Origin of the sequence: Phytohalomonas tamaricis (assembly GCF_003012345.1) — a bacterium.
GTDB classification, from domain to species: Bacteria; Pseudomonadota; Gammaproteobacteria; order Pseudomonadales; family Halomonadaceae; genus Phytohalomonas; species Phytohalomonas tamaricis.
The window spans coordinates 690096-712890 of sequence record NZ_PVRV01000019.1; the positions used below are offsets into that span (position 1 = coordinate 690096).

Here is a 22795-nt window from a genome sequence, read left to right on the forward strand (position 1 = left end):
CCGTCAGGACACAAGGCTGGGCGGTAACGCTTCGCCCTGCTCCAAGGCCAGCAGCGCCTGCTTACGCGTCAGCCCGCCGGCGTAGCCGGTCAGCTTCCCCTGGCTACCGACCACACGGTGACACGGCACGATGATCGAAAGTGGATTGCGGCCGATTGCGCCGCCCACTGCCCGCGCAGCGCCCGGTGCCAGCCCTAGTCGGCGGGTGATATCGCCATAGCTTGCGCATTCGCCATAAGATATGTCCTGCAGTGCCTGCCATACGCGCTGCTGGAACGGCGTGCCGCGCGCCGCTAGCGGCAGGGTAAACGACAAACGCTCCCCGGCGAAAAAGGCATTCAGCTCTTCTGCGGCCTGATCCAGCAGGCGGTGATCGTTACCAGTGGTACGCCACGCCTTGGGCAGCAGCGGGAAATAGCGCTGCCCGGTAAAGAATACGCCGCTGAGCGCGTCATCCTCGACGCGAATGACGATCTCTCCCAGTGGGCTATTGATCGTGGCATAGTGCATTGTCATCACTTTTCTCCTGCTCGCTCGCCGACGATAGCAGGCACTGCTTACCGACGGCGTGTTGTCGCCATAGATGCATCGCCGCATAGGCGCGCCACGGCGCCCAGCGCACCAGTAACTCCTTGGCCGGCTGCGGATAGTGCGCCAGTTGCCGCTCTAGTGCCCAATCACCCTTGGGCCAGGCATCGGGCCAGCTGAGTGCGCGCATCGCAATGTACTGCGCCGTCCACGGCCCGATCCCCTTGATTGAAAGCAATGCCGTTAGCGTCTGCTTCAGCGGTGCCTCTGGCGTCAGGCATAGCCCGTCCTGATGAATCGATGCAGCGAGGCGTTTGAGTGTTGCTGCCTTGGTATACTCGATACCCACCCCGTGCAGAGTTTCGACTGACTGTGCGGCAATGCTTTCGGCATCGGGAAATAGCCGCTTCAGACCGGACGGCGCGGTAGCAAGCGGCCGGCCGAAGGCCGCACTAAGATAGGCAAGCTGATCGCGGGCGCGGGAAACGGATATACGCTGGCCGATCACCGCACGCACCGCAATCTCGAAGCCGCTGTCACCACCGGGGACACGGATACCGGGCAATTCATTGGCCAGCTCGGCGAGGTGGGCATCGATCAGATCGGGCCGGCAGTCGAGGTCGAACATGCGGCGCACATGCTGGATAAGCGCCATGCTGGCCGGCGCCAGGCCTGCGGGGAAGGTGACGCTCAGGGCATGGCGTCCCGGCAGCGGCGTTACGCTGATCCAGCCGTGCAGACCATTCATCGTGACGCTGCGCTGATAGCAGTTATCAGCAATATATTCGACGCCGGTGATAGCGCGTTGAGTCAGATAATCGAGCAGCGCTCCCCAGGCCAGCGGTGGGCGATAGCTCAGCGTGAAGGTCAACGTTGCGGCATCGTTACCGGAATTTTTAGCGCGCAACTGCTGCGGACTGAGCTGATAGCGTTCGTGAAACAGGGCATTGAAGCGTCTGACGCTACCAAAGCCAGCGGCGTAGGCGATCTCGGTCATCGATAACGTACTGTCGACGAGCAGACGTTTGGCGGTCAGCAGCCGCTGGGTCAGCTGGTAGTCGAGCGGTGAAACGCCAAATTCAGCCTTGAACAGGCGATTGAGGTGACGCGGCGAGACGCCAATCCTTGCCGCCAGCGCTGCGCTGTTATCGTTGTTGAGTGCGCCTTGCTCGATCAGCCGTGCCGCGGCCTGGACCAGTGCGCGCGCCATGCCGTGGCCGAGCAGTGCATGCTGACCGTCGCTAGGGGCGAGTTCGGGACGACAGCGCAAACAGGGGCGGAAGCCGTGCTTCTCGGCTAGTGCCGCATGTGAGAAGAAGCGGCAGCGGTCGAAGCGCGGCGTGCGCGCCGGACAGACCGGCCGACAGTAAATTCCGGTCGAGATCACGCCGACGAAGAAGCGGCCGTCGAAGCGGGCATCGCGCGCCTGAAGGGCCGTGTATAGGGCCTGAGGAGTCTCGTTCATAGCGATATCCTAGCCCGAGAAGCGAGGCCGGGTTGGCCGGATTCGGCCATCAAGATGATCTCCACCATGCAACGCCGTGATTTTGGCTTCCGGTCCGGACGCACTAGGATTAGGGAACATGTCAATTATAGAGAACGCGCGTATATGCCTATCACTGATTGGGACACCGCCTATTCCAACCGTCTTGCTGTCACAGACTCCGCTGCGCTGATCGCTGCCTGGTCGACCCAGAGCGAAGCATTTGCGCGTCAGCACGACGCGCGGCTCGAACGCGATCTTGCCTATGGGCGCGAATCTCGCGAGGCATTCGACGTCTACCATCCCGAGGGTGACGTCAACGGCACGTTGATCCTGTTTCACGGTGGCTACTGGCGCGCCCTGAGCAAGAATGATCACCATCACTTCGCCGCCGGTGCGCTGGCGCGCGGCTGGCGTGTGGTCATCGCTGATTATCCGCTGTGCCCCACGGTGCGCATGAGTCACATTGCCTCCTGTGCAACCCAGGCCATTGAAGTCGCAGTCACCCATTGGCATGACGCGCCGGTAGTGCTTGCTGGCCACTCTGCTGGCGGTCAGTTGGTCAGCTACGTGGTCAGCGAGGCGAGTGGGCTGTCGGATGCGGCGCGCCGCTATATCAAACGTGTCGTCTCGATCAGTGGCGTTCATGATTTACGTCCGCTGCTCAATACCACCGATCTCAATGACGCGCTGCGTCTCGATGAGCAGGAGGCGATTGAGCTTAGCCCGGCGCTGGGCCGGCCAGGGCATAGCTTCGAGCTGGTCTGTGCCTGCGGCGGCGGCGAACTGGACGAGTTCCGCCGCCAGAACGCACTGCTTGCCAACGTCTGGACCGGTTTCGGCCTCGATACGCGTGCCATCGAATATGCCGGTTATCACCATTTTAGCGTGATGGACCTGCTCGCCGACGCCGAAAGCGAATTGACGAGACAGGTGACGCTGGCAACCTGAGCGGGTGGGCGCGGATTATTCGGCGAGAAAATCGAACCGATCACGCAGTTTTTCCCAATTTTCACGCGAGCTGGCGGCGAGCATACGTCCCTCGTGGATTGCCGGGCTATAGGCGCGGCCGTCGAGCAGCGCCGCATAGCCGCCAGCTTCCTGATGGATCAGCACGCCGGCGGCATGATCCCACGGCATCAGCTTGGCCGTGAGCATGAAATCCACGTGCCCGAACGCCATGGTGCGGTACTCATGACAGGCGCAGCCGAACGACATGATGCGGTTGAACTCCGGAAACAGCGCGGCGAGCTGGTATTGCTGCGGTTTGGGAAACAGCCGGATCGAGGTCGACCCGACCATGTTCTCCATCTGTGTGGTATCAGAAACCTGCAGCCGACGTTCAGTGCCGTCCGGGCGGCCATAGTAGGCACCTTCGCCGCGGCGGGCGACGATCCAGTCATCCACTACCGGGTCATAGAGCAGGCCAAACACGGTCTCGCCCTGACTGGCGACGGAGAGAATCACGCCGAACTGATTGAGGCCACGCGCGAAGTTCCAGGTGCCGTCGACCGGATCAATGATTACTGCCATCTCGGCGCCGGCAATGTTACCCAGCAATGACGCATCCTCGGCAACGGCTTCCTCGCCGACGATGGTGGCATTGGGAAACGCCTTCGCCACCTCGGCGGTAATAATCTTCTCTGCGCCCTTGTCGGCGATCGTCACCAGATCGTCGGGGCCGCTCTTGGTCTCGATGGCATCGGCGTCGAGGTTGCGAAAACGCGGCAGGATCTCCGCCTTGGCGGCACGGCGAACGATGTCGATGAGCTGTTGTGTAGCGGTCTGGTCGAGGGTCATGGATAGGCTCCTTGAGGATGTAGGAACACGGTATGCCCTCATTGCAGGCTGCACAAGGTGCTGCAGATCACTCCATTCGGCAGCAGTGCCGCATGGTCTGCCACTGGTTTCAGCCGGGAGTATTCTCGACGCGCACTGATTGTCGATTTCTGCCCGTTGTCGATGGTGGTCTGTGCCGATCACCGTCGTGGGTGGTCAAGACCCGTCCCGATCGATATGTTGCGAACGGGGTAGGACAGTATTTTTCTGTGTTATCAATTCCCTCTTTCTGCATGAAATAGATAATCATTACCATGTAGTAGTGATTTGCAGTACATTTCTTTGGCCATCGCGTCCATTTCATAAGCAGGGAGAGCAAATGCATGCATCAGCATCACGTCCTACGTTCGGCCACCTCCGCTATTCGTCGCACCATGCTGGGGTGGGGAACGGTCAGCGTTGTCGCTCTGACCTTCAGTCCGTTGCTATTGTCGAGTGCCGACGCAGCGAATGCCGCACCGAGTGCAACGGAGCAGAGTGAACAGCACAGTTCCTCCTGGCACGTTGCGCAGCAGGCTGCTGTGGCCGATGGCGTCTATGAATTGGTCTGGAGTCCATCGTTAAAGGCGCTGTTCGCAGCGGCGGCGAATGGCTTCGAAAATGAGCGGGGTGGCACGGTCTACCGGCTCGATCCGCAGACGCTGAAGATCGAGCAGCAGTGGACGCTGCCGCACAAGGCGTTCGGATTGACCTTCGATGAGCGCACTCCCACGCTGTTCGTCGGCCATACTCTCGACCAGGCGATCAGCGCGCTGAACGTCGACAGCGGCGCAATCAAGACACTACAGCTGGTCGAACCGACGCCGGAGCCGGTCGAGGGCGAAGAGAAGCCGTTTGGTCCCAACCCGCGTGAGATGACGCTCGATCCCGTCACCGAGACGCTCTATATAAGCGGTGTTGGCGACGACAGCGTCGTCTGGGCGATCGATGCCAAGACGCTGACATTGAAGAAGACGCTGCCTGATTTCGGTGTCTGGGCCACCGGCATCGTCGTGGACAGTGCTGCTCAGCGCTTGTACGTCTCGACCTACAAGGACAGCAGCGTGCGGGTGGTGGATACGAGCAGCGGCGAGATCGTTGCGCGCTGGGCGGCGGGCGGCGAGAACCCTCTCAATCTGGCACTCGATGCCAAAGGCCATCGCCTGTTCGTGACTCACGCCAAGAGCGACACGGTCAGCGTGATCGACACGCGCAGCGGCAAGATCATGCACCAGCTTGATGCCGGTGCGAGCAGCTTGGCGGTGAAGTTCGACGCCCATGCGCAGCGGCTCTATGTCACACAGCGTGACGCCCACCGTGTGATGATTTTCGATACCGAAAACTACCGGCGCGTAGGCGAGCAGATGTTCGAGACCATGCCCAACAGTCTGGCCTTCGATCCGGACAATGCGACGGTATGGGTCTCGCTCAAGCAGCCATTGGACGACAAATATCAGTCCAAGGCTCCGGACGGCATAGCGCGGCTGGTGCCGTAACTTCAGCGGCTGGTCCGTAGCGGTCCTGCTAGGGGTCATCGGCCGGGAAAAGGTCTTCTTCTCAATGTTCTTGTGCGTAGTCTCGATGCGTCCAGCATCGTCGCGCTGGGCACCTTCACATGATGACCCAGGTCGGATCGGCTGGACATGTCGACTTCAAGGTCGGCGATATCGTGAAGATGGTCGAGACGCTGCCCTCCGGTTTAGATGTCATCTTCGTCGGCCTGGGGAAGAATCTTTTTGCGCCCTGCTTAGAGGATTTTTATCCTAAGCTAAATCCGGGCGTGATTATTGTCGCTGACAACATGCTGCGCCCTGGCAACGAAGAGGTGAAGCACTATGGCGGCGCTATCCGCGCCAGGCCGGCATTTCGAGCGTGATATTGCCGGTGGGCATCGGCCTCGAAGTCAGCCGGTCGAGTCGGATGCCTGAACCCTCAATGCTTGGCTCTTCGGTGCCATGTTCCTAGGAAATCGGTTCCCGAACCGAAGAGTGGTTGTTGCCACAGCACCGCTAGCATGGCGTCGGGCGTCGAAGCGCACATCGGAGTTTGAAGCGCTACTAAACTCTGCTTGCGTTCTTGCTTCGGTGCCGTACCAAGCCAGCATCGCTACGGAAGTCGGGTGTCTAGATTCGATTCAAAGGAGATAGCAACCTCATGTCGCAATATCGATCGCAAGCACTAGGCGCGATAGTGCTTTGTGCAGCCTCACTTGTCGGGCTCGCCATTGCACTTTATGCCTATTTCACACCGTTGACCGGCGTCACCGGCACACTCGGTGCGCTGGCCATCATTCTGGTGAGCATCCTGTTGGCTGTTCTGGCGCTTGTTCTGCCGGCGCTGAAAGGTCGTGGCGCGCGCAATGCGCTACGCATTCTGATCCTGCTGGAGCTTGCCGGCGCCTGCTTCGCAGGACTCCTTCTGCATCAGTGGTGGTTTTGCGTTGCCATGGTCGTCGGTCTTGTCGGATTGATCATTGACATGATGCGCCCCCATCACGCCCACCGCACCGCCCATTCATGAGGAGCCGCTCCATGGCGATACTAGTCTCTACCTCGCGCGCGCGACGCTTCGGTACGGCTGCGGCGCTCACGCTGTTCATTACTCCCGCACCGCTGCTGGCACAGGATCAGCCAACCACACAGAACGAGCCGACCGGACAGGAGAGCAGCACAGCGGGAAATGATTCCGTCCAACCACCGATCCCCCTCGTGCCCGAAAATCCGACCTGGGACAGTTTCCACGGCCAGCTCAACGCGCAGAAATACAGCCCGCTTAAACAGATCACTGCCGACAACGTCGGTAAGCTGGAAAAGGTCTGGGAATTCCATACCGGTGACGTCTCGGACGGCTCGGGCGAAATACCCGCAACCGTCTGGTCCGCGACGCCTGTCTTTGCCAACGACACGATGTATGTCGGTACGCCCTTCTATAGGCTGATCGCGCTCGACCCCGGCACCGGCAAGGAGAAATGGAGTTTCGACACCCATTCCAAGCTTGAAGCGCTGACACAGCCCGTTCTGAAAAACCGTGGTGTCTCCTACTGGCAGGCGGACGATCCGGTGGCGGGCGAGCCCTGCCAGAAGATCGTTTACATGGGCACGATGGATGCAAAGCTTTATGCACTGGATGCTGATAGCGGCGAACTCTGCAAGGGCTTTGCTGACAACGGCGTACTCAATATCAACCAGTGGAACGATACCAACGATAAGTGGCCGCTGTCCGTGCTGCAGCCCCCGACTGTCGTCGGTGATCATCTGATTCTCGGCTGGGCCGGCATGGACTGGGCATACGAGCAGGCACCGCCCGGCACCGTATTCTCGATTAATGCACGTACCGGCGAGCGTGAATGGGCATTCCAGGCGCTCTCCGATGACATGCGCCAGAAGAGCGGCACCGCCAACGTGTGGACGCACATGTCGGCTGATCGGGAACATGGCCTGGTTTATCTGCCGGTGTCGTCGCCATCGCCCAACTACTGGGGAGGCAATCGTACCGAGAGCGTGCCGCTGGGCACCTCGACCACCGCACTTGATGTCAATACCGGCAAGGTGGTCTGGTCGCGTCAATGGGTCCATCACGATGTCTGGGATTACGATATCAATGCCGCGCCGACGCTAATGGACATCACCGTGGACGGCAAGCAGATCCCGGCGCTGGTGCAATCAACCAAGCAGGGCTTTCTATTCGTGGTCAACCGTCTGACTGGCGAGGATGTCTGGCCGATCGAGGAGCGCCCGGTGCCGCAGGGTGACGGCTCCGTTGAGGGCGAAGTTTACTCGCCGACGCAGCCCTTCCCGACTAAACCTGCTCCGCTGCTCGATCAGGCCGAGAAGCCGGAAGTCTGGGGATTGGCCGATGCGGTGGGCTTCGGTCAGTGTTCGAAGCTGTGGGACAACCTGGATTATCGCGGCATGTATACCCCGCCCACCACCAAGGGCGAGGGTGCGCTGACCTATCCCGACAGCTCAGGCGGCGTACAGTGGGGTGGAGTGGCCTTTGACCCGGAAAGCCAGACAGCTATCGTCAACACCTCGCATATCGTGCAGTACATCAAGCTTTATGACCGTGAAGCTTACGAGAAGGCCGACAGCGGCTCAGGCAATGAGAGTGGCTTTGCCCCACAGGAAGGCGCGCCCTATGGCATGCGGCTGATGGTGGCGCGCAACTGGCTCGGCATGCCGTGCTGGGAGCCGCCCTTCGGTGAGATCGTGGCGATAGACATGCACACCGGCGATGTGAAGTGGCGCCGCCCGATAGGCGCTTCGCAGCAGTATGGCTTCTTCATGCCTGAAAGCTGGGGATCACCCACCATCGGCGGTGCGGCAGTAACGGCCGGAGGCGTCGTATTCATCGGTGCCTCGATGGATGCCAAACTCCGCGCCTACTCGCTCAAAACCGGCGAAGAGTTGTGGTCGGATCAGGCCGAGGCTCCTGCCGTGGCGAATCCCTCGGTTTACGAGTACAAGGGTCGCGAGTATGTTGCTTTCGTCGCCGGCGGTAACACGATCTTGAAGGATCAGGTCGGCGATCAGATCGCGGTCTACGCACTGCCGCAGAACGACGACTAAGCCTTCAACGGCTGGCAGTGATACGGGGCGGGCCACAAGGTCCGCCCCGTTTTAGGTTGTATCGCAGGGGGTGGATGTTTTGCAGGTCAAGGTGTTGCTGTGTTCATCCTGCTGGCTTCGGCGGAAAAAAACAAAGCTGCCTGGAGCGCATCCGAGCTTATCCAACGCTTCACCAAGCCATTCTAGCCGCGGCGTTAAGTGGGAGGTGACGAATGATGAAAAAAATAGGCCATTTCAATGATCTCGAAGAGGAGTCTCAGTATGTGAGTGCTTCATCACAGCTGGCAGTATTCGCCACCGCCCTAACTCGCCCAAATCTTACTCACCTGAACGCGTCTTCAAGCGCCAGATAATCCCCGCTCTGTTCCTGAATCTCCTGCCCCAGCGTAGCTACTTCCTCACTCACTGCTTTGAAGTGTACCCGTTCGGCCACGCCTCCCAGCCACGCGCTCACCTGTGGGTAGCCATCAAACCGATAGCCTGCTGCCTTGATCTGGTAGAGCTCGCAGCCCATGGCGAGATCAGCAAGGGTGGGGTGTTCATCACCCAAAAGCGTTGGTGGATGGGCACCGTTTTGCTGGCGCTCAAAATGGGCTTCCAGCGTGGCCAGTCCCGGCTTGAGGTTTTCCTGTAGTGGCTTGAGTAGCGTGGCCTGAATCTCACGCTTGAGCATGGGCAGCGTCAGCTGCAGGTTCATGATGTGGTGAAACATGTCGAAGCGACGCAGGTTGTTCTGATACCAGGCGAGCCACTGATCGATTTGTGCTGCGCGCGTCACATCCTGATCGCCGGGATACCACCGCTGTGCGGTCTCCCGATCAGCGACCGTGCGGCACAGATACATCATGATCGCCTGGCTTTCACCGAGCGCGAGCTTCTCCCCTTCAGCATCGGTAGCCACTAGCGCGGGCACGGTCTGAAAGGCGTTGATATCGGCAAACCACTCGGTGCGGGTTTCTCCGCCGGCAAAATCGACTTCATGGAAGTCGTAATCAATCGAGAGTTCACGCAACAAAATCTCGACGGCGCGAGAGGGCTGGGAAAGGCGGTGGGCATAGAGCGTGATGGACATGAGCGCTTCCTGAGCTGGCATCAACAACGTTTATTGGTGACCTTCAGCGTAGCGCATGAGAGGGAAGGTAGCGGGATGCGCGTCGGCATCCCGAAGATGGGCATATCACTCAATATTCTGAATCTGCTCACGCATCTGCTCGATTAGCACTTTCAACTCCACCGCGCAGCGGGTGGTGTCGGTGACCACGGCCTTCGATGACAGCGTGTTCGCTTCGCGGTTGAGTTCCTGCATCAAAAAATCGAGGCGACGGCCGACCGGGCCTTTTTGCTTGAGTTGGCGCGAAACTTCCACGACGTGCGTTTCAAGGCGATCGAGCTCCTCGGCGACATCGGATTTCTGCGCCAGCAGCGCCAGTTCCGTTTCTAGCCGGTTAGGGTCGAGTTCAGTGCGTACCGTTTCAAGCCGTTCGAGCAACTGGGCGCGTTGACGCTGAAGAATGCCGGGAAGATGCGCGCGCACTTCGTTGACCTGCTGACTAACACCGTTCAGGCGCTCCTGAATCAGTTCGGCGAGGCGGGCACCTTCACGCTCGCGGCCAGCGTTGAGATCATTGAGGGCAGTGTCGAATAGTTCGAGTGAGGCAGCTTTGATGATTTCGAAGTCGAGCCCTTCACGGTGCAGCACGCCGGGGTAGTTAAGTAGCGTCAGGGTATTGGGAATGCCCGCTTCCGGTATCTGCAGCTGGACCTCGCCTAATGCAATGGCCAGCGCTTCGAGCCGCTCACGATTGACGCTTAACGTTTCACCGCCTTCGGCCGGTTCAAAGCGCAGCGTACATTCGACCTTACCACGTGACAGACGGGTGCGCAGCTGTTCGCGAAAGGGTGTTTCCAGATCACGCAGCATGTCGGGTAGACGAAAGTGCAGATCAAGATAGCGCTGATTGACGCTGCGTAGCTCAAGTTGCAGGCTGCCCCAATCGGCTTCCAGCGTTTCACGGGTGAAGGCAGTCATGCTCCGGACCATGGGGTCTCCTTGCGTGCGCTATGCAAAAGCGTCAACGAGTCTTTGGTTAAGCTATTTAGTGTACCCGATCAGACCATGCATGCGGATGGCATCGTGTAGAATGGCGCGCTCACGCTGCCGTGCGTGCACAGATGAAGCGCACTGCGGTAGCTACCGATTTCGTTTTTTGAATATTTTATAGGTCATGAGCTGATATGCGCCCAAGTGGACGACAACCCGACGTTTCCCGTGAGATTCGACTAACGCGTGAATACACCCGCCATGCGGAAGGCTCAGTGCTGGTGGAGTTCGGCGATACCAAGGTGCTGTGCAACGCAAGCGTTGAAGCCGGCGTGCCGCGCTGGCTACGTGGCAAGAATCAGGGCTGGATCACCGCTGAATACGGCATGCTGCCGCGTGCTACCCATACCCGTGGCGGCCGTGAGGCGGCGCGAGGCAAGCAGGGCGGGCGTACGCTTGAAATTCAGCGCCTGATCGGGCGTTCTCTGCGCGCCGCGGTCGATCTCAATAAGCTGGGAGAATTCACCATTACGGTCGACTGCGATGTAATCCAGGCTGATGGCGGCACCCGCACTGCCTCAATCACCGGCGGCTGTGTGGCGCTGATCGACGCGATCCATTACCTGCAACGCAAGAAGATGATCAAGACCGATCCGTTCCAGCAGCTGGTCAGTTCAGTGTCGGTCGGGGTCTACAAGGGCACGCCGGTGGTTGATCTTGATTATCTCGAAGATTCCAGCGCCGACACCGACCTCAACGTGGTGATGGCGGAAAGCGGTGGACTGATCGAGGTGCAGGGTACGGCGGAAAAAGCGGCTTTCTCGCGCGACGAGCTCAACGCAATGATCGATCTGGCTGAAAAGGCCGGCGCCGAACTGTTCGCCCATCAGCGCGCCGCGCTGGGCATGGTCGAGTAGCCTTTTGTTGGCGTGATACAACAACGCCGGCCTTGTGTTAAGGCCGGCGTTGGGGGTGCGGGACCGGGGCACCTCAGATTTCGAGATCGTACTCGACAATCAACGGCGCGAACTCGGAGAATCTGGCTTCAGTATCGATCCAGGCATCCTTGATGTTGCGCTGCAGGTTGGGGCCGACGATCTGGTAGTCGAGACGCCAGCCATCCTGACGATGACGCTGTACTTCCTGGTCGAGCTTCGGCCAGTAGGTGTACTGCCCGGCGTCGCGGTCGATCTCACGGAAGGTGTCGATGAACCCCATCGGGCCAAATACCTGATCCATGAAGGCGCGCTCTTCCGGACGGAAACCCGGCGTGCTCTGATAATCGGACCAGTTGGCCAGATCGATCGTCTTGTGAGCGATGTTCCATGTTCCGCAGATAATGTACTCACGGCGCTTGCGGCGCAGCTTGTTGAGATACTCGCTGTACTGGGCAATGAAGCGCTGCTTGGCGTGCGGGTCCTCAGGCATCAGGAATGAGGCGACGCTGAACTTGTCATAGTCGGCCTGCAAGAAGCGTCCTTCGTTATCGCACTGCTCGAAACCCAGGCCGTACATGATCGCCTTGGGTATCTGACGGCAGTAGAGCCCGACACCGGCGAATCCGTCCTGTTCGGCATCGAGGAAATAACCTTCATAGCCTTCGGGGTAAAGAATGTCGTCTTCTAGCTCGAAGCTCTTGGCTTTTAAATTTTGTACGCAGACGACATCGGCATCCTGCTCACCCAGCCAATCGAGAAAACCTCGTTCAACCGCGCCGCGGATGCCATTAACATTGATGCTGGCGATTTTCATACATGGTCCCTTGTTTTTCGCGCGTGTATGATACCCGAGCTTGAAACATTTTGGTAAATGCCGACCCATAAAAAAGGTGTTAGGGATGTACGACTATCAGCGCGAGTTCATTGAATTCGCTATCGCTGAAAAAGCGCTGTCCTTTGGTGAATTCACGCTGAAATCCGGGCGTGTCAGCCCTTATTTCTTCAACGCCGGACATTTTCACAGCGGCCGCGCCCTGGCGACATTAGGGCGTTGCTACGCTGAGGCGGTCGTACGTGCCGAACTCGATATTGATGTCGTGTTCGGTCCCGCATATAAGGGTATCCCCCTGGCGACTACCACCTGTGTGGCACTTGCCACGAATCATGACCGCAATTTGCCCTATGCGTTCAATCGCAAGGAAGCAAAAGATCATGGCGAGGGGGGCAGCATCGTTGGTGCCACCCTCAAAGGTAATGTGTTGATCATAGACGACGTGATAACGGCAGGTACGGCAATTCGTGAAGTGATGTCCCTGATCGAAGCATCAGGCGCCCGCGCCGCCGGTGTCGTGATCGCGCTTGATCGGCAGGAACGCGGCCAGGGCGAGCAGAGCGCCATTCAGGAAATCGAATCACAGTATGGCATGCCGGTTGTGCCGATCGTAACGCTAGATCGTATATTGGAATATCTCGAAACGCACGCTGGCGAGTCGCTCAAGGCACACGCGGATGCGATCCGTGACTATCGTGCACGCTATGGCGTAGCGTCTTCTACGGCAAAGTAAGATTTATTTAAGGAAGATCATCATGAAGAAGATCGTTTTTGCGCTTATCGGTTCAGGCATGGCGCTGGCTAGCGCCAATGCCATGGCATTGGGCCTCAGCGCCACCGGTGGAGAAGACTCCGTCAGTGTCGAAGCCACTCAATCGCTGCTGCCAGGCTGGCAGGCTGGGCTGGGTTATTACAGCACTGACGACAGCGGTCATAACACCAAGGCCTATTCCGGCTCACTGATGTTCTCTCCCTGGCTACCGGGGGTCGATCTGAGCGTCGGCGCACGCTATCAGTATCTCGACAGTGATTATTACGGTGATGGCGGCGGCCTCGGTCTGGGCGGTTCAGCCTATGTTGGCACACCAATTCCGCGTGTCTCGGTCGGCGGCTACGGCTTCTATACGCCGGAAGGCCTGACCCACGGGGATGTCGATGAAAGCTATGAATATGGCGCACGGGCCCGCTTCCATATCATTGGTGGCAGCTATGTCTACGCCGGTTATCGCTATTACCACGCCGACTTTGACGATCACGGCGGCGAAACACTCGACAGCGGTCCAGTACTGGGTGCCAGCGTAGGCTTCTGATTGTACGCGCCATCACGTCGCGCGAGGATCATGTAGGCGTCAAGGCCGTAAGCCAGACGCCGGATGTCAGCAAAAAAGGACGGTATCCGTCATCAGGAACATATAACCCCGCATGCTAGATATCGTCCTTTACGAGCCGGAGATTCCGCCCAATACAGGCAACATCATTCGGCTATGCGCTAACACTGGTTTTCGTCTGCACCTGATCGAGCCGCTCGGTTTTGCACTTGATGACAAGCGCCTGCGCCGCGCTGGACTCGACTATCACGAGTGGGCGCGGGTCAGCCGCCATCGCAATTTCGATGCATTTGTCGAGGCTGTCGCACCACAGCGTATATTCGCGGTGTCAACGCGTGGCCGCACTGGCCACCACGAGCCGGCCTATCGCAGCGGCGATGCGCTGGTACTTGGCCCCGAGACGCGCGGTTTACCGCAAGCGATGATTGATGCCCTGCCGCCTGAGCAGCGCATTCGTATCCCGATGCTGGCTGACAGCCGCAGCCTCAACCTCTCCAACGCCTGTGCGGTAATCGTGTTCGAGGCGTGGCGGCAGTTGGGGTTCGAGGGTGCCGCAGCGCTGTAAACCAAGCTGCCTGTTTCTTCTCGTCGATAGTTTCGCGTTCACGCCGCCTAGCGGTGTGAGCGTAGTCAATACCGTTTCCGAATACCGAGTAAACGTGCCATGAACGATATTCGTGATCGCCTCGCCAAGCTCAACCCGCGCCAGCAGGAAGCGGTAAAATACATCGACGGCCCCTGCCTGGTGCTCGCCGGCGCCGGTTCCGGCAAGACCAGCGTGATCACCACCAAGATCGCTTATCTGGTACGCGAATGCGGGATGAGCGCGCGGCGCATCGCTGCGGTGACCTTCACCAACAAGGCCGCCCGCGAGATGAAAGAACGCGTCTCGCAGCTCCTGCCGGGGCGTGAAGGGCACGGCCTGACCGTGTCGACCTTCCACACCCTGGGGCTCAACATCATCCGTGCCGAACTCAAGACGCTTGGGCTGCGCCCGGGCTTCTCGCTGTTCGACCCTGAAGATGCCAAGGTGCTGCTGCGTGACCTGATGAACAAGGATGCGCAGGTCGATGCCGATCAGATCAATCAGGTGCAGAGCACGATATCGAGCTGGAAAAACGACCTGATTCTGCCCGGCCATGCGCTCTCTCACGCCGCCAATGAGGATGAGGCCTATGCCGCACGGCTTTATGAGCATTACGTGCGTCACTTGAAGGCTTACAACGCGGTCGATTTTGATGATCTGATCATGCTGCCGGCGACGCTGTTCGAGCGTCATCCCGAGGTGTTGGCCAAATGGCGCAAGCGCATCCACTACATGCTGGTCGATGAGTATCAGGACACCAACTCAAGCCAGTATCAGCTGGTGCGCATGTTGATGGCCGAGCGCCAGACCTTCACCGTGGTCGGGGACGATGACCAGTCGATCTATGCCTGGCGCGGTGCGCGGCCGGAAAATCTGGTGCAGCTCGGCGAGGACTTCCCACGCCTCAACGTCATCAAGCTCGAACAGAACTACCGTTCCACCGCAGTGATTCTGCGCGCTGCCAACACCCTGATTGCCAATAACCCACACGTTTATGAAAAGACGCTGTGGTCGGACAAGGGGCTCGGCGAGTCGATTCGCGTTGTGGTCAACCGCAATGAGGAGGCCGAGGCCGAGCGTGTAGCGAGCGAGATATTGACGCGGCGGATCAAGGAATCGGCCAAATGGAAGGACTTCGCCGTGCTCTATCGCGGCAACTTCCAGGCCCGTCTGCTCGAACTCAAGCTGCAGCACTATCAGGTGCCCTACAAGCTTTCCGGTGGCACCTCGTTCTTCTCACGCAATGAGATCAAGGATGCGATGGCTTACCTGCGGCTGCTGATCAACCCCGCTGACGACAATGCCTTTTTGCGTATCGTCAACGTGCCGCGCCGCGAGATAGGCCCGACCACGCTGGAGAAGCTCGCCAACTACGCCAGCGAGCGCCGCATCAGCCTGTTCTCTGCCTGCAGCGAGCTGGGCTTGGCTCAGGTGCTTAACGAACGCGCCGTTGACCGACTGGGACGCTTCAATCACTTCCTTGAAGGCATTCGCCGCCGTATGGATCAGGGCGACGCGATTGCGGCGATCCGCGCCATGTTCGGTGAGATGGACTATGAGTCGTGGCTCTATCAGAACGCCAGTGCGCCGATCATCGCTGAGAAGCGCATGGCTAATGTGCATATCCTCATCGACCAGCTTGAGAAGTCGATGCACCGCGACGAGGAAGAGGGCGACGAGGGCAGTGAAGAAACCGACGATGTTGAAGCGGCGATCTCGCGCTTGGTACTGCGCGACATTCTCGACCAACAGGCCCAGGAAGACGACACCGACAAGGTTCAGCTTCTGACCCTGCACGCCTCCAAGGGACTCGAGTTCCCGCACGTTTACGTGATGGGACTGGAAGAAGAGTTACTGCCGCATCGCAATTCGATCGAGAGCGGTACTATTGAAGAAGAACGCCGGCTCGCCTACGTCGGCATTACCCGCGCGCGCCAGACGCTGACCCTGACACTAGCGCGCCAGCGCAAGACCTATGGCGAAATGATGGAGTGCGCACCGAGCCGTTTCCTCGATGAGCTGCCGCCGGAAGATCTTGAGTGGGAAGGGCGTGCCGACAAGGAAGACCCGGACAAGAAGCGCGAGCGTGGTCAGAGCGCGATCAATGGGTTGAGGTCACTGCTGGGATAACCTGGCGTGGTGAGGTGATGTCGCCATCAACACTCCTGACAGGCCGGATGGCGAGACGCCCGGCGCATGGCGCGGACAGCCTTGCGCGAACTGCGTGCCCATCGCCTGCGCTGGTGTAGGGTAGATACGGAAGCCACTATGGCGACCACGACCAGGGCAATGATCAGGCGCGCTTTCACACTTCCCTCCTTACGCTATTGCTGACTAAACCATCATTGAAAGCGCCGCCCTTGATCGGGCGGCATTTATAACCTGGTCGTAAACCCCGGTTTACCAGCTAGAGGAATGCCCCAGCGAGTTCTGCTCGTCATAGTGGCTGTCGAAATGGGTCGCGACGCTGGTCTGGCTGGCGATCTGAGCGAGCGACTTGTCGGCGGCGGCACTGTGGCCTTCGTTATCGCTGACCGTGACGCTCCGCGCTTCGCCGTTATAGCTGACAGACTGTGTGTCGAGCGGTTGGCTCAACTGGCTGAGCGCTTCGGCCTGCGCGTCGCTGTGACTTAAACGACTGTAAACGTCATGGTCGATCAAGCTGGCATTGGCGGCGGCAGGTAGCGCAACGGCCAAGACCAGAGCGGCAATAGTGCGAATACCCAATACGTTTTTCATGATCTCTTCCTTGCTTGAATCAGCGAATTCTTTTGCTGCCTGTGACCTAACTCGACTTACCAGCTAGAGGAATGGCCAATAGCGTTCTGCCCGTCGTCATTGTTGGTAAAGTGCGTCTCGACATCAGTCTGGCTAGCGATCTGATTAAACGATTTGGCAACGGCGTCACTGTGGCCTTCGTTGTCGCTGACCGTGACGTTCTGTGCTGTGCGCTCATAGTGGGCAGACTGTGTATCGAGCGGCTGATTCAGCTGGCTGAAGGCTTCAATCTGCGCAGTGCTGTGACCTGAGCGGCCATTGCTGTCATGAGTGACCAAGTTGGCTTGAGCGGCAGTCGGCAGCGCGGCGGCTAGAGCGATGGCGGCGATGACGCGAGTGTTAAGCAGGTTTTTCATGTTCGATTCCTCGTGGAGGTTTGAGGTATTTCGGAGGGCTCCCGTGAGCCGATGTGTGCATTCTGGACCTGTAACGGGAGTCAAACGAATCGAACGGAATAAAGGTAACTATCGATAGAAATGATAATGAGATGGCGTGTTTTGATAGTTTCCAGCGATAGATGGCTCGACGCCACATTGGTCAGACGGGGCAAGAAATGAGCATGTCTCGATAAGCGTAGCGTCCGATGGCAAGTGGATCAGAGGCTATCTGGGTCGCCAGCGAACATCTGAATGCGCGAACGCAGCCAGCGCTCCGCCGGGTCGTTATCCTGTGCGCTGCGCCATACCATCGACAGCTCAAAGACAGGACTCTCGAAAGGCACCTCTTCATCGCGCAGCCCACCGCCGGCACTGAGCGCGGCAGCGGCGTAATCCGGCACCGTGGAGATAATGTCGGTGCCCGCCAGCAGCGTGCCCAGCCCATTGAACTGCGGCACCGCCAGCACGACGTGACGGCTACGGCCGAGCGTGGCGAGTTGCTCATCGACATAGCTGCTGAGATCCCCGGCATGGGAGACCATCGCATGAGGACGGGCACAGAATTCATCCAGTGACAGCGTGCCGGGAACGCTGTCGGCGCGCAGCACGCGTGGCCGGCTGCGACGCAGAATGCGGCGTTTGGCGTTGGCGGGTAAATCACGGGTGAAGGCTACCCCAACCGAAATCTCGCCGGTACTGAGCAGATGCGGCATCAGCAGATAATTGGCGCGCCGCACCACCAGCACAATCCCCGGCGCTTCAGTACGCAGCCGCTTGAGCAGCGCCGGCAACAGCGCGAATTCGACATCATCGGAAAGCCCGATGGTGAAGACGTTCTCACTGGTGGCCGGGTCGAAGGTACTGGTATTGCTCAATACGCCGGAGATCGCATCCAGCGCGGGCTGCAGCTGAATGAAAATCTCTTCGGCGCGGCTGGTCGGCTCCATGGTGCGGCCGGTACGCACAAACAGCGGGTCATCGAATAGATCACGCAGGCGGGCAAGGGCGGCGCTGGTAGCGGGCTGGCCCAGAAACAGGCGCTCTGCGGCGCGTGACACGCTGCGCTCCTGCATCAGGGTCTCGAATACGACCAGCAGATTGAAATCTATACGTCTTAAATCGCCGCGATTCATGCCTATCTCCCTGGCGGACGGAACTGACAGCGCCTGGCGCCGTCAATAACCACTATCAACCGGAGTTATAGCGACTATCGATGCCAGTGCATAGTGTTCGCCATGCAGGCCGGATAAAGTCAGGATAATTGAAAGCCAAGGGTGAAGTGTCTCATGTCTCGTGTAATCCGTTTCAATCGGTTCGGGCCGGCCGATGTGCTCGAATACGTCGAACGGCCCGACCCTCAGCCCGAGGCGGGCGAAGTACTGCTGGCTACCGAGGCGATCGGCGTGGGCTGGCACGATGTGCTATGGCGTCAGAATCTGGCCTCAACGCCGGTGACACTGCCAGCGGGCATCGGCACGGAAATGGCCGGCCGGGTGGTAAGCGTCGGCGCGGGTGTCGATGATTTATCGCCAGGCGACCGGGTCGCCGCCATTCCCGCTTACGATCTTAACCGTTACGCGACCTACGGCGAGCGTATTGTGCTGCCGCGCGAGGCGCTGGTCCGTTATGCGCAGACGCTGACCGCCGTCGAGGCGAGCGTTCACTACCTACCTCTACTGACCAGCTGGTTGGGGCTGCGGGAGCTGGCGGGGATCGAACCCGGTGAGAGCGTACTGATCACTGCCGGTTGCCAGATTGGCGGGCCTTATGCCGTGCAGCTGGCGCGTGCGCTGGGCGCGCACGTTTTTGCGACCACCACGCGCGCCGATAATGTCGAGTTTCTCAAGCGCATGGGCGCCGAAGCGGTGATCGAAACCGAATCGCAGGATCTGGTGACCGCGATCGACAAGCTGACCGACAAGCGCGGCGTCAACGTGGTGCTGGACGCCCAAGGTGGCCCGCAGATGAGCCTGCTGGGTGATGTGCTGGCGCCGTGTGGCCGGCTGGTGCTGTACGGTTTGCAGGGCGGCAATCAGACCGCCTTTCCCGCGCAAGCGGCGTTTCGCAAGAACATCCGCTTTTACCTGCACTGCCTGTCCAACTTTTCCGGCCGACCGGAGCTTGGCATTGCGCCCAACGGCGAAGCGATGAAACGTGCTATCGATGAGGTCAATCGGCTGACGCTGGAAGGCGCGGTGGTGCCCGTAATCGATAAGGTGTTTGGCTTCGATGAGGTGGTGGCTGCCCACCGCTACATGGACAGCATGCGCAGTCATCATGGCCGCGTGGCGCTCAAGGTTGGCTGATTTTATCACCCGTCTGATGGCAGGAAATGAACGCCCGCTAACTCAACGGACGTCTTGTTTGGCATGGGTGGTGTTACCGAGAGCGGATCAGGAATCGGTGACGGGGGCGACAAGGTAATCGACTGCGGCCTTCACTTCAGCATCGGAGAGCGCAGGGTTGCCGCCCTTGGCCGGCATATCCTCATAGCCCTCGATCGCGTGGGTATAAAGCATCGGCATGCCCTTGTCGAGCCGTCCGCGCCAGGCATCTTCATCACCGCGCTGGGGGGCACCACCGTCAGAATGGCACTTTGCACAGCTATCGCTGTATACCGCCTCACCATTGACTTCGGCCATTGCCGGCGAGGCGGCCAGAAGGCCTGCCACCAGTCCCAGTGTCGCCGCGCCGGTCGAATGCCATGCTTTGATCGCCATGATTATCTCCTCGTGCCGTATAGGTATTTTTTCGCTGCACGTAGGTAGTGTAGGCCGTCTGACACGTACTCACGATTGGCCATTGCCTGCAGGCAGCTGACACAAACGCCAACAGGGAACGCAAGGCCTAGTTTCGTAGCGTGGCTATTCATAGCGCGACCACAGGCGAGACTCAGTCGGCGGAATGGACGAGATAATCCACCGCCGCCTTGACCTCTTTTTCTGATAGCGAGGGATCGCCCCCCTTGGGCGGCATGCCGCGATAGCCTTCGATGGTGTGGGTATAAAGCGTCTCGATGCTCTTGTTTTCCAGCGCGCTGAGCGTGCGCTTGTCACCGAAGCGTGGCGAATTCATCACCCCCACGTTATGACACCCCGCGCAGGTTTGTTCATAGATCTTCTTGCCCAATGCCTGATGATCAGCGTTCTGAGCGGGCAGTTCGGCGGCGCTGGCCTGAGCCGCGAGCCCAGTGGCAAACAGCAGCGTAACGCCTAGCAGCTTCGTTATGTTATCCACAACCACCTCATCACAGTTTTTATGCACAGGCGCTTGGCCCGTGATGTTGATGGGCAGTATAACGACACGCCTCACTGACGAAAACGCCGCGTGACGCGGCGGTTTGTCGCTCGTCGCCCGGCGCGTCGCTGGACAGTAAAACCGCGAGCGGGTAGGATAAGCCCCGCTGTATAGGTACTGCGCGCCTGTAGCTCAGCTGGATAGAGTACTGCCCTCCGAAGGCAGGGGTCTTGGGTTCGAATCCCAACAGGCGCGCCATAAAGTTTATTAAAAACCGCCACTTACGGGTCATGCCGGGTGGCGGTTTTTTGTTGCTGTTCACTTCAGGTCAGGTGCATATAGGTGACAGCCGCCTGGTCAGGCCTTGAGTGTGCCGAATACGTAGCGTAATCGGCTCACTTCCTACCTGAAAAGGCTGCGGGCTGTTTTGTCCCGCGTATGGTAGCTGCCTTTCCGCCTAGCCGGTGTGGCGTCCCTTGAGCTTGTCCATGAGCCTGTCGACCATGCCAACGCCCGGCCCGACACTCTTGTGGAACAGCTCGGAGTGCGGCGCACTGGGATGCGGGCGAGTAGGCGCCAACTTCTTGGCATTTTCTACCTTGCTGCCCATATCGACGAGTTGCTCGCTGGAGAAGTGAGCCCGCAGCTTGGGAAACTGATCGGACTCCTCGTCGTCCGCGTGGTGGTCCAGCTGCTTCTTCAACTCCTTGACCAGTTCCATGAACTTAGGGCTGGAGGCGTCAACATCTTCCAGTTGCTTCATCACGCGGACGATCTCGTCGTGCTCCTGCTTGTCGTGCTCGACTTCCTCCGTGCCGTTCGGCAAATGCTTTTCCATCGCAGGGTAGACATACATCTCCTCGGCGACGGCGTGACGCATCACCTCCGCGATTGCGGTCTCGACCAGATCCCTGCGCTGATCTGTATCTGTCGTACGCTCGGCCTGACTGAGCAAGTCCAGCATCTCGCGGTGATCAGTGGTGAGGATGTCAACGACATCCGAGCTTGAGCCTGCACCTGTTTGAACGGTCATTAGGTTCCCTCCTTGGGGACGTTATTCTAAGTATATGTACAAGGTTCAACGTAGTACCGCGGCGTGGCTATATCCATGGCGAGCAGAACATCGGCACAATTATCTTTGTGCAATCAAGAGGCTGGAGGACATATTACAGGTTACTTGATACTCAAGATGATTGGCCTGGATGAATCGGCCAAGTGCATGTCGGCCATGGCGATGAGCAATTAAATCAAATGACATCGCCACGCTGTGCCGAGACACCCCGCTGCCTATCAACCTTCTAGCACGCGAGGGCTTACCCATCCCTTGATGAACTAAAAAGCCTTGGCATCAGACGACCCCAGCGCCGGATCAAGCATTGCCAAGTTTCTTTACAGGGCCATGAACACGCTGGCGCGCAGCTTTCTGGATAGCGGCCAATTCGACACGCAAAGCTTGAATGCCTTTAGCTATCTTTGCGCTACCCGCCCGAGCCGTCGACACCTCGCCCCGACATGTACGGGGCGTTTTGCATGCGTGCACCTTGCCTTCCGGCGTGCACCGTCACGCCTAGCCCGCGCTAGTCCATGCGACTTATGTCGCCATGATATTAGCTGTACTTCATGAAGTGGCCGCAGGTAGAGTAAGGCTATTGTGTGGTTTACGTTACGCAATAAGGCGGCTTGTAAGTAAGCCCTCCGCAACGAATCGCATTAGCCACAGGAGTCAGTGACGGCATGACTACCAGCGGAAGTCCCCTTGTGGTGCTTCTGGGGCGGTAGCGTGGGCCAGCGCTCGGTGGAGTTGCCTTTACTATCCGCCTACCTGTTCTTCCCCCCCCCGGCGCGCTGTCGACTCCCCGCTCCGCCTGCGCGCTAAACCTGTCGGTTTTGATGCACTGTTGCACTTGGCTCAAAGCTGGGCCACGGCACGGTTTTTCTTGGGTAAAAATGTTGCGAAATGATGCATATTTCATGTGGGAGAGAGTATTGATGCAGAACGATTCTAAAGTATGGCTAAATCAGACGACCCTCATGTTAATGAGGGAGTTCTCAAGCATTCCTGAGCAAACGTTAGTAGTCATATTTAATTGATAAAATGATATAAAACAACTTAGTGCAATCAACGCATGGGACGGTAGCTTACCCTCTTTCGCAGAAGATTAGCTCTATCGCCTGCTTTTCCATTCTTCCTTTTGGCACTCTATCGACAACCGTCCTGTCTCGTGTCAGTTTTGGCGATTTTTTGCATCTATCACGAACCATGTCATTAATGACGGCGGAT

The 22795-nt window shown here is 58.7% G+C and carries 24 protein-coding genes and 1 tRNA gene; 12 read left to right on the plus strand and 13 right to left on the minus strand.

Going from position 1 to position 22795, the window contains the following annotated elements; genetic code table 11:
• Positions 1–3: 3 nt before the first annotated feature.
• A complete protein-coding gene (locus C3Z11_RS05145) occupies positions 4–516 on the minus strand; it encodes a methylated-DNA--[protein]-cysteine S-methyltransferase (RefSeq protein ID WP_106476840.1) in 513 nt (170 codons plus the stop codon).
• Entirely contained in the window at positions 488–1993 is a 1506-nt protein-coding gene (locus C3Z11_RS05150; RefSeq protein WP_106476841.1) for a DNA-3-methyladenine glycosylase 2 family protein, read from the minus strand. Before C3Z11_RS05150 ends, C3Z11_RS05145 begins: the two co-directional genes overlap by 29 nt.
• Positions 1994–2137: 144 nt before the next feature.
• Between C3Z11_RS05150 and C3Z11_RS05155 the strand changes: the two genes are divergently transcribed.
• A complete protein-coding gene (locus C3Z11_RS05155; protein ID WP_158700926.1) occupies positions 2138–2962 on the plus strand; it encodes an alpha/beta hydrolase in 825 nt (274 codons plus the stop codon).
• Positions 2963–2977: 15 nt separating this feature from the next.
• Here C3Z11_RS05155 and C3Z11_RS05160 read toward each other — a convergent pair whose 3' ends face one another.
• Complete coding sequence (locus C3Z11_RS05160; protein WP_106476843.1) at positions 2978–3811, minus strand: inositol monophosphatase family protein; 834 nt, start codon at positions 3809–3811, stop codon at positions 2978–2980.
• Between the two features lie 362 nt (positions 3812–4173).
• On the opposite strand from C3Z11_RS05160, the gene C3Z11_RS05165 reads away from it, so the two are divergent.
• The 4 genes from C3Z11_RS05165 (at position 4174) to C3Z11_RS05180 (ending at position 8397) form a co-directional block, all read left to right on the plus strand.
• Positions 4174–5325, plus strand: a complete 1152-nt coding sequence (locus C3Z11_RS05165; RefSeq protein WP_106476844.1) for a YncE family protein — start codon at positions 4174–4176, stop codon at positions 5323–5325.
• Between the two features lie 119 nt (positions 5326–5444).
• Entirely contained in the window at positions 5445–5705 is a 261-nt protein-coding gene (locus C3Z11_RS05170; protein ID WP_106476845.1) for an O-methyltransferase, read from the plus strand.
• Positions 5706–5983: 278 nt separating this feature from the next.
• Positions 5984–6349 carry a hypothetical protein gene (locus C3Z11_RS05175; protein ID WP_106476846.1) on the plus strand — a complete coding sequence of 122 codons (366 nt, stop codon included), beginning with the start codon at positions 5984–5986 and terminating at the stop codon, positions 6347–6349.
• An 11-nt stretch (positions 6350–6360) separates the two neighbouring features.
• On the plus strand, positions 6361–8397 hold the full coding sequence (locus tag C3Z11_RS05180) for a pyrroloquinoline quinone-dependent dehydrogenase (protein ID WP_262927242.1): 2037 nt from the start codon (positions 6361–6363) through the stop codon (positions 8395–8397).
• A gap of 322 nt (positions 8398–8719) precedes the next feature.
• Here the strand turns inward: C3Z11_RS05180 and C3Z11_RS05185 are convergent, their stop codons facing one another.
• A complete protein-coding gene (locus C3Z11_RS05185; RefSeq protein WP_106476848.1) occupies positions 8720–9469 on the minus strand; it encodes a glutathione S-transferase family protein in 750 nt (249 codons plus the stop codon).
• A 105-nt stretch (positions 9470–9574) separates the two neighbouring features.
• The gene (locus C3Z11_RS05190) at positions 9575–10438 is read right to left on the minus strand and encodes a YicC/YloC family endoribonuclease (protein ID WP_106476849.1); all 864 of its coding nucleotides are present in this window, start codon (positions 10436–10438) and stop codon (positions 9575–9577) included.
• 194 nt (positions 10439–10632) lie between these two features.
• Between C3Z11_RS05190 and rph the strand changes: the two genes are divergently transcribed.
• On the plus strand, positions 10633–11355 hold the full coding sequence (gene rph, locus C3Z11_RS05195; protein ID WP_106476850.1) for a ribonuclease PH: 723 nt from the start codon (positions 10633–10635) through the stop codon (positions 11353–11355).
• Positions 11356–11428: 73 nt separating this feature from the next.
• Here rph and C3Z11_RS05200 read toward each other — a convergent pair whose 3' ends face one another.
• Positions 11429–12190, minus strand: coding sequence for an exodeoxyribonuclease III (locus C3Z11_RS05200; protein WP_106476851.1), 762 nt, complete (start codon positions 12188–12190; stop codon positions 11429–11431).
• Between the two features lie 85 nt (positions 12191–12275).
• Between C3Z11_RS05200 and pyrE the strand changes: the two genes are divergently transcribed.
• The 4 genes from pyrE (at position 12276) to rep (ending at position 16252) form a co-directional block, all read left to right on the plus strand.
• The gene (gene pyrE / locus C3Z11_RS05205; RefSeq protein WP_106476852.1) at positions 12276–12941 is read left to right on the plus strand and encodes an orotate phosphoribosyltransferase; all 666 of its coding nucleotides are present in this window, start codon (positions 12276–12278) and stop codon (positions 12939–12941) included.
• Positions 12942–12963: 22 nt separating this feature from the next.
• On the plus strand, positions 12964–13518 hold the full coding sequence (locus C3Z11_RS05210; protein WP_106476853.1) for a YfaZ family outer membrane protein: 555 nt from the start codon (positions 12964–12966) through the stop codon (positions 13516–13518).
• Between the two features lie 112 nt (positions 13519–13630).
• Positions 13631–14101, plus strand: coding sequence for a tRNA (uridine(34)/cytosine(34)/5-carboxymethylaminomethyluridine(34)-2'-O)-methyltransferase TrmL (trmL, locus tag C3Z11_RS05215; protein ID WP_106476854.1), 471 nt, complete (start codon positions 13631–13633; stop codon positions 14099–14101).
• Positions 14102–14200: 99 nt separating this feature from the next.
• Positions 14201–16252: a DNA helicase Rep gene (gene rep, locus C3Z11_RS05220; RefSeq protein ID WP_106476855.1), complete on the plus strand. Its 2052-nt coding sequence runs from the start codon at positions 14201–14203 to the stop codon at positions 16250–16252.
• 26 nt (positions 16253–16278) lie between these two features.
• Here the strand turns inward: rep and C3Z11_RS16755 are convergent, their stop codons facing one another.
• The 4 genes from C3Z11_RS16755 to C3Z11_RS05235 form a co-directional block, all read right to left on the minus strand.
• Positions 16279–16431, minus strand: a complete 153-nt coding sequence (locus C3Z11_RS16755; protein ID WP_158700927.1) for a hypothetical protein — start codon at positions 16429–16431, stop codon at positions 16279–16281.
• Between the two features lie 91 nt (positions 16432–16522).
• Positions 16523–16861 carry a hypothetical protein gene (locus C3Z11_RS05225; protein WP_106476856.1) on the minus strand — a complete coding sequence of 113 codons (339 nt, stop codon included), beginning with the start codon at positions 16859–16861 and terminating at the stop codon, positions 16523–16525.
• Positions 16862–16917: 56 nt separating this feature from the next.
• Entirely contained in the window at positions 16918–17256 is a 339-nt protein-coding gene (locus C3Z11_RS05230; protein WP_106476857.1) for a hypothetical protein, read from the minus strand.
• A gap of 239 nt (positions 17257–17495) precedes the next feature.
• Entirely contained in the window at positions 17496–18410 is a 915-nt protein-coding gene (locus C3Z11_RS05235) for a LysR substrate-binding domain-containing protein (RefSeq protein ID WP_106476858.1), read from the minus strand.
• A 153-nt stretch (positions 18411–18563) separates the two neighbouring features.
• On the opposite strand from C3Z11_RS05235, the gene C3Z11_RS05240 reads away from it, so the two are divergent.
• On the plus strand, positions 18564–19583 hold the full coding sequence (locus C3Z11_RS05240; protein ID WP_106476859.1) for a zinc-dependent alcohol dehydrogenase family protein: 1020 nt from the start codon (positions 18564–18566) through the stop codon (positions 19581–19583).
• An 87-nt stretch (positions 19584–19670) separates the two neighbouring features.
• Here C3Z11_RS05240 and C3Z11_RS05245 read toward each other — a convergent pair whose 3' ends face one another.
• Positions 19671–19997 carry a c-type cytochrome gene (locus tag C3Z11_RS05245; protein WP_106476860.1) on the minus strand — a complete coding sequence of 109 codons (327 nt, stop codon included), beginning with the start codon at positions 19995–19997 and terminating at the stop codon, positions 19671–19673.
• Between the two features lie 172 nt (positions 19998–20169).
• Complete coding sequence (locus C3Z11_RS05250) at positions 20170–20514, minus strand: c-type cytochrome (protein ID WP_158700928.1); 345 nt, start codon at positions 20512–20514, stop codon at positions 20170–20172.
• Positions 20515–20695: 181 nt separating this feature from the next.
• Between C3Z11_RS05250 and C3Z11_RS05255 the strand changes: the two genes are divergently transcribed.
• Positions 20696–20772 (plus strand) — tRNA-Arg (locus tag C3Z11_RS05255).
• A 199-nt stretch (positions 20773–20971) separates the two neighbouring features.
• On the opposite strand, the gene C3Z11_RS05260 is transcribed toward C3Z11_RS05255, so the two are convergent.
• Positions 20972–21547, minus strand: coding sequence for a hemerythrin domain-containing protein (locus C3Z11_RS05260; protein WP_106476862.1), 576 nt, complete (start codon positions 21545–21547; stop codon positions 20972–20974).
• Between the last annotated feature and the right edge of the window lie 1248 nt (positions 21548–22795).